This is a genomic window from Mycolicibacterium sichuanense (assembly GCF_033741125.1).
Lineage (GTDB): Bacteria > Actinomycetota > Actinomycetes > Mycobacteriales > Mycobacteriaceae > Mycobacterium.
Genome location: NZ_JAWQPU010000021.1, coordinates 1 through 5,428, shown reverse-complemented (window position 1 = coordinate 5,428; position 5,428 = coordinate 1). Strand labels below are relative to the sequence as shown.

The window sequence follows — 5,428 nt, the reverse complement described above, 5'->3', positions numbered from 1 at the left end:
TTTTTTTGATGCCAGTTTTTGGTGTCTTTTGTTAGGTCGAATTTTTTCTGATTCGAATTCCACCTGTGCCTTTGGGTGTGGGTTGTTTTTGTTTGGAGAGTTTGATCCTGGCTCAGGACGAACGCTGGCGGCGTGCTTAACACATGCAAGTCGAACGGAAAGGCCCTTCGGGGTACTCGAGTGGCGAACGGGTGAGTAACACGTGGGTGATCTGCCCTGCACTTTGGGATAAGCCTGGGAAACTGGGTCTAATACCGAATATACCCTGCTGGTCGCATGGCCTGGTGGGGGAAAGCTTTTGCGGTGTGGGATGGGCCCGCGGCCTATCAGCTTGTTGGTGGGGTGATGGCCTACCAAGGCGACGACGGGTAGCCGGCCTGAGAGGGTGACCGGCCACACTGGGACTGAGATACGGCCCAGACTCCTACGGGAGGCAGCAGTGGGGAATATTGCACAATGGGCGCAAGCCTGATGCAGCGACGCCGCGTGAGGGACGACGGCCTTCGGGTTGTAAACCTCTTTCAGCACAGACGAAGCGCAAGTGACGGTATGTGCAGAAGAAGGACCGGCCAACTACGTGCCAGCAGCCGCGGTAATACGTAGGGTCCGAGCGTTGTCCGGAATTACTGGGCGTAAAGAGCTCGTAGGTGGTTTGTCGCGTTGTTCGTGAAAACTCACAACTCAATTGTGGGCGTGCGGGCGATACGGGCAGACTGGAGTACTGCAGGGGAGACTGGAATTCCTGGTGTAGCGGTGGAATGCGCAGATATCAGGAGGAACACCGGTGGCGAAGGCGGGTCTCTGGGCAGTAACTGACGCTGAGGAGCGAAAGCGTGGGGAGCGAACAGGATTAGATACCCTGGTAGTCCACGCCGTAAACGGTGGGTACTAGGTGTGGGTTTCCTTCCTTGGGATCCGTGCCGTAGCTAACGCATTAAGTACCCCGCCTGGGGAGTACGGCCGCAAGGCTAAAACTCAAAGGAATTGACGGGGGCCCGCACAAGCGGCGGAGCATGTGGATTAATTCGATGCAACGCGAAGAACCTTACCTGGGTTTGACATGCACAGGACGCCGGCAGAGATGTCGGTTCCCTTGTGGCCTGTGTGCAGGTGGTGCATGGCTGTCGTCAGCTCGTGTCGTGAGATGTTGGGTTAAGTCCCGCAACGAGCGCAACCCTTGTCTCATGTTGCCAGCACGTCATGGTGGGGACTCGTGAGAGACTGCCGGGGTCAACTCGGAGGAAGGTGGGGATGACGTCAAGTCATCATGCCCCTTATGTCCAGGGCTTCACACATGCTACAATGGCCGGTACAAAGGGCTGCGATGCCGTGAGGTGGAGCGAATCCTTTCAAAGCCGGTCTCAGTTCGGATCGGGGTCTGCAACTCGACCCCGTGAAGTCGGAGTCGCTAGTAATCGCAGATCAGCAACGCTGCGGTGAATACGTTCCCGGGCCTTGTACACACCGCCCGTCACGTCATGAAAGTCGGTAACACCCGAAGCCGGTGGCCTAACCCCTCGTGGGAGGGAGCCGTCGAAGGTGGGATCGGCGATTGGGACGAAGTCGTAACAAGGTAGCCGTACCGGAAGGTGCGGCTGGATCACCTCCTTTCTAAGGAGCACCACGAGACTCGGTCCCGCCCACATCGTGTGGGGGTTCGGTGTGCCGAGCGATTCGTGAAGATGGCCTCTTGCCTGTAGTGGGTGGGGGTCTGGTGCACATGACGAACATGAACTCAGCTCTCCTGTGTGGGGGGGTGGGGACTGCCAAGCACACTGTTGGGCTTTGAGACAACAGGCCCGTGTTTCCCTGGCCACTGCGTGTGGTGGGAGGCGTGTTGTTGCCCCAGGTTTTGGTGGTGGGGTGTGGTGTTTGATTCGTGGATAGTGGTTGCGAGCATCAACTCGCAGCAGTCGAGGTTCTGCTAGCCCCTTTCGTGGGGTGGTGGGGCTGAGGTTGGTGTGGGTTGTTGTGGTGTAATTTCGATTTTGTTGAATGCAACAATTGGTTTTTGTGTTGTAAGTGTTTAAGGGCGCATGGTGGATGCCTTGGCATCAGAGGCCGATGAAGGACGTAGGAGGCTGCGATAAGCCTCGGGGAGCTGTCAACCGAGCGTTGATCCGAGGATGTCCGAATGGGGAAACCCAGCACGAGTGATGTCGTGTTACCCGTATCTGAATTCATAGGGTGCGGGGGGTAACGCGGGGAAGTGAAACATCTCAGTACCCGTAGGAAGAGAAAACAATAGTGATTCCGTGAGTAGTGGCGAGCGAAAGCGGAGGATGGCTAAACCGTATGCATGTGATACCGGGTAGGGGTTGTGTGTGCGGGGTTGTGGGACCCAATCTTCTAGGGCTACCTCCCTGGAGGGCAGTGAGAAAGTGTCGTGGTTAGCGGAAGTGGTCTTGGGATGGCCTGCCGTAGACGGTGAGAGCCCGGTACGTGAAAACCCGATGCCTGCCTTGTTTGGTGTTCCCGAGTAGCAGCGGGCCCGTGAAATCTGCTGTGAATCTGCCGAGACCACTCGGTAAGCCTGAATACCTTCTGATGACCGATAGCGGATTAGTACCGTGAGGGAATGGTGAAAAGTACCCCGGGAGGGGAGTGAAATAGTACCTGAAACCGTGTGCCTACAAGCCGTCAGAGCCCTCCTTCGTGGTGGGGTGATGGCGTGCCTTTTGAAGAATGAGCCTGCGAGTCAGGGACATGTCGCGAGGTTAACCCGTGTGGGGTAGCCGCAGCGAAAGCGAGTCTGAATAGGGCGTATCCGCACAGTAGTGTGTGGTGTAGTGGTGTGTTCTGGACCCGAAGCGGAGTGATCTACCCATGGCCAGGGTGAAGCAGCAGTAAGATGTTGTGGAGGCCCGAACCCACTTAGGTTGAAGACTGAGGGGATGAGTTGTGGGTAGGGGTGAAAGGCCAATCAAACTCCGTGATAGCTGGTTCTCCCCGAAATGCATTTAGGTGCAGCGTTGCATGGTTCTTACTGGAGGTAGAGCTACTGGATGGCCGATGGGCCTCACAAGGTTACTGACGTCAGCCAAACTCCGAATGCCGGTAAGTCAACAGTGTGGCAGTGAGACGGCGGGGGATAAGCTCCGTGCGTCGAGAGGGAAACAGCCCAGATCGCCGACTAAGGCCCCTAAGCGTGTGCTAAGTGGAAAAGGATGTGCAGTCGCGAAGACAACCAGGAGGTTGGCTTAGAAGCAGCCACCCTTGAAAGAGTGCGTAATAGCTCACTGGTCAAGTGATTGTGCGCCGATAATGTAGCGGGGCTCAAGCACACCGCCGAAGTCGCGGCAGCCGCAAGGCTGGGTAGGGGAGCGTCCTGCATCCGGTGAAGCAGCGGAGTGATCCAGTTGTGGAGGGTGTGGGAGTGAGAATGCAGGCATGAGTAGCGATAAGGCAAGTGAGAACCTTGCCCGCCGAAAGACCAAGGGTTCCTGGGCCAGGCCAGTCCGCCCAGGGTGAGTCGGGACCTAAGGCGAGGCCGACAGGCGTAGTCGATGGACAACGGGTTGATATTCCCGTACCCGTGTGTGCGCGCCCGTGACGAATCCATTCTGCTAACCGTCCAAATGGTGGTTCATCGATCCCTTCGGGGTGAGAGTGCCACCGGCTGCACGGGACCCGGGTGGGTAGTAGTCAAGCGATGGGGTGACGCAGGAAGGTAGCCGTACCAGTCAGTGGTTGTACTGGGGCAAGCCCGTAGGGAGAGATCTAGGCAAATCCGGGTCTCATACATCCTGAGAGGTGATGCATAGCCGAGTGAGGCGAATTCGGTGATCCTATGCTGCCGAGAAAAGCCTCTAGCGAGCACACACACGGCCCGTACCCCAAACCGACACAGGTGGTCAGGTAGAGAATACCAAGGCGTACGAGTGAACTATGGTTAAGGAACTCGGCAAAATACCCCCGTAACTTCGGGAGAAGGGGGACCCCTTGCCGTCATGGCCTTCGCGGCCGGCAGCGGTGGGGGGTCGCAGAAACCAGTGAGAAGCGACTGTTTACTAAAAACACAGGTCCGTGCGAAGTCGCAAGACGATGTATACGGACTGACGCCTGCCCGGTGCTGGAAGGTTAAGAGGACCGGTTAATGCCCTTCGGGGTGTGAAGCTGAGAATTTAAGCCCCAGTAAACGGCGGTGGTAACTATAACCATCCTAAGGTAGCGAAATTCCTTGTCGGGTAAGTTCCGACCTGCACGAATGGCGTAACGACTTCTCAACTGTCTCAACCATAGACTCGGCGAAATTGCACTACGAGTAAAGATGCTCGTTACGCGCGGCAGGACGAAAAGACCCCGGGACCTTCACTACAACTTGGTATTGGAGTTCGCTACGGTTTGTGTAGGATAGGTGGGAGACTGTGAAACTCACACGCCAGTGTGGGCGGAGTCGTTGTTGAAATACCACTCTGATCGTATTGGGCTTCTAACTTCGAACCGTATATCCGGTTCAGGGACAGTGCCTGGTGGGTAGTTTAACTGGGGCGGTTGCCTCCAAAAATGTAACGGAGGCGCCCAAAGGTTCCCTCAACCTGGACGGCAATCAGGTGTTGAGTGCAAGTGCACAAGGGAGCTTGACTGCGAGACGTACATGTCGAGCAGGGACGAAAGTCGGGACTAGTGATCCGGCACCCCCGAGTGGAAGGGGTGTCGCTCAACGGATAAAAGGTACCCCGGGGATAACAGGCTGATCTTCCCCAAGAGTCCATATCGACGGGATGGTTTGGCACCTCGATGTCGGCTCGTCGCATCCTGGGGCTGGAGCAGGTCCCAAGGGTTGGGCTGTTCGCCCATTAAAGCGGCACGCGAGCTGGGTTTAGAACGTCGTGAGACAGTTCGGTCTCTATCCGCCGCGCGCGTCAGAAACTTGAGGAAACCTGTCCCTAGTACGAGAGGACCGGGACGGACGAACCTCTGGTCTACCAGTTGTCCCACCAGGGGCACGGCTGGATAGCCACGTTCGGACAGGATAACCGCTGAAAGCATCTAAGCGGGAAACCTCTTCCAAGACCAGGTTTCTCACCCATCAAGTGGGATAAGGCCCCCCGCAGACCACGGGATCGATAGACCAGACCTAGAAGACCAGCAATGGTTGCAGGGAACTGGCACTAACCGGCCGAAAACTTACACACACCCACCACCCCCCTCAACCCGGGGGTGAACGGGAATCGAAGAAAACCCCTTCTTGCGGTAATCAACGACTCGTGTGACACCACGACTGACCTCGCAACCACGATCCACAATCAGACAGACCACACCCCACCACCAAAAAACACCCAGGGGCTGAAAATAAAATAGAGTTACGGCGGCAACAGCGGCAGGGAAACGCCCGGACCCATCCCGAACCCGGAAGCTAAGCCTACCAGCGCCAATGATACTGACCACACGGTCGGAAAAGTAGGACACCGCCGAACACCCTTTA

3 rRNA genes are annotated in these 5,428 nt (G+C 56.7%); all 3 read left to right on the top strand.

Features of this window, described 5'->3' with window-relative positions:
* Nucleotides 1–89: 89 nt before the first annotated feature.
* The 3 genes from SBI80_RS28125 to rrf all read left to right on the top strand — a co-directional run bounded on the left by SBI80_RS28125 (nucleotide 90) and on the right by rrf (nucleotide 5,420).
* Nucleotides 90–1,611, top strand: a 16S ribosomal RNA gene (locus SBI80_RS28125).
* A gap of 405 nt (nucleotides 1,612–2,016) precedes the next feature.
* Nucleotides 2,017–5,138 (top strand): 23S ribosomal RNA (locus tag SBI80_RS28120).
* 169 nt (nucleotides 5,139–5,307) lie between these two features.
* Nucleotides 5,308–5,420: ribosomal RNA gene (rrf, locus tag SBI80_RS28115) — 5S ribosomal RNA — on the top strand.
* The 16S, 23S and 5S rRNA genes sit together here, the layout of an rRNA operon.
* Nucleotides 5,421–5,428: the final 8 nt, after the last annotated feature.